This is a genomic window from Arthrobacter sp. Dra40, from assembly GCF_059091905.1.
Genome location: NZ_JBNHHB010000542.1, coordinates 1 through 800, shown reverse-complemented (window position 1 = coordinate 800; position 800 = coordinate 1). Strand labels below are relative to the sequence as shown.

The following is an 800-nucleotide window of genomic DNA, read 5'->3' as shown; positions in this document are numbered from 1 at the left end:
GACACGAAAACCCGCACCCCGCCGTCGTCGATTTCCTGCAGCGCCGCCGCCGCTCCCGCGTCTACATCTCCGCCCTCACTCTGGGTGAGCTGCACGCGCTCAGCACCCAGGACGCAGCCCTGGCCGGTCAGCCCGACGCCTGGCTACGTGAACTCACCGAGCGGTTCTCCGCCTACATCCTGCCGGTGGACCAGCAGGTGGCGGAGGCGTGGGCGCCGTTGGCGATCCAAGACGTGCCGGCCGTCGAGTCACTGATCGCAGCGACAGCCTCCAAGCACTGCCTGACCGTCGTGTCCGGCAACGCCGAAGGCTACCGGCGGTTGGCGGTGGAGGCGTGCAATCCCTGGGCGCCCGCCAGGGACGCGTAACGGCGGGCGGGCCTGGCCACCAACCGCGGCGGGCCGCCAACCGCGGCGGGCATTCAAGCCATCGACGCCTGACGCCTGATGGCCGGAGCGCGCCGTTGCCAACCGCGTTGAGCCCCACGAACGGGTACTTCCAGGCAGCGCGCCCACACCAAATGCTTATGGTAACCCTCACAAGCACGCGGTCAAGCGGCGTTCAACGGGGTTTTTCCTGCGCCGAGCGGTTCCACGAGTGGTGCAGTCGGTGAATTACTGACCGGACGTTCGGAACGCGTGAGAAACTGGACGGGGTCCGGTGACGGGCGGCACTTGTGCCGCCCGTTTTCTGCGGACAAGCTCCATCACGGTAAGGAATACATGGCTCATGGCCACTGAGAACAACGCCCCGGGCACGCTCGATGCCGCTGCCCGGGTGGATAACGACGGCGGTGCCCC

The 800-nt window shown here is 67.8% G+C and carries 1 protein-coding gene; it reads left to right on the top strand.

Annotated elements, in window-relative coordinates:
* Positions 1–368, top strand: a 368-nt coding sequence (locus AC5RWT_RS37875; RefSeq protein WP_494084690.1) for a PIN domain-containing protein, incomplete at its 5' end; no start/stop codon positions are given.
* Positions 369–800 lie beyond the last annotated feature (432 nt).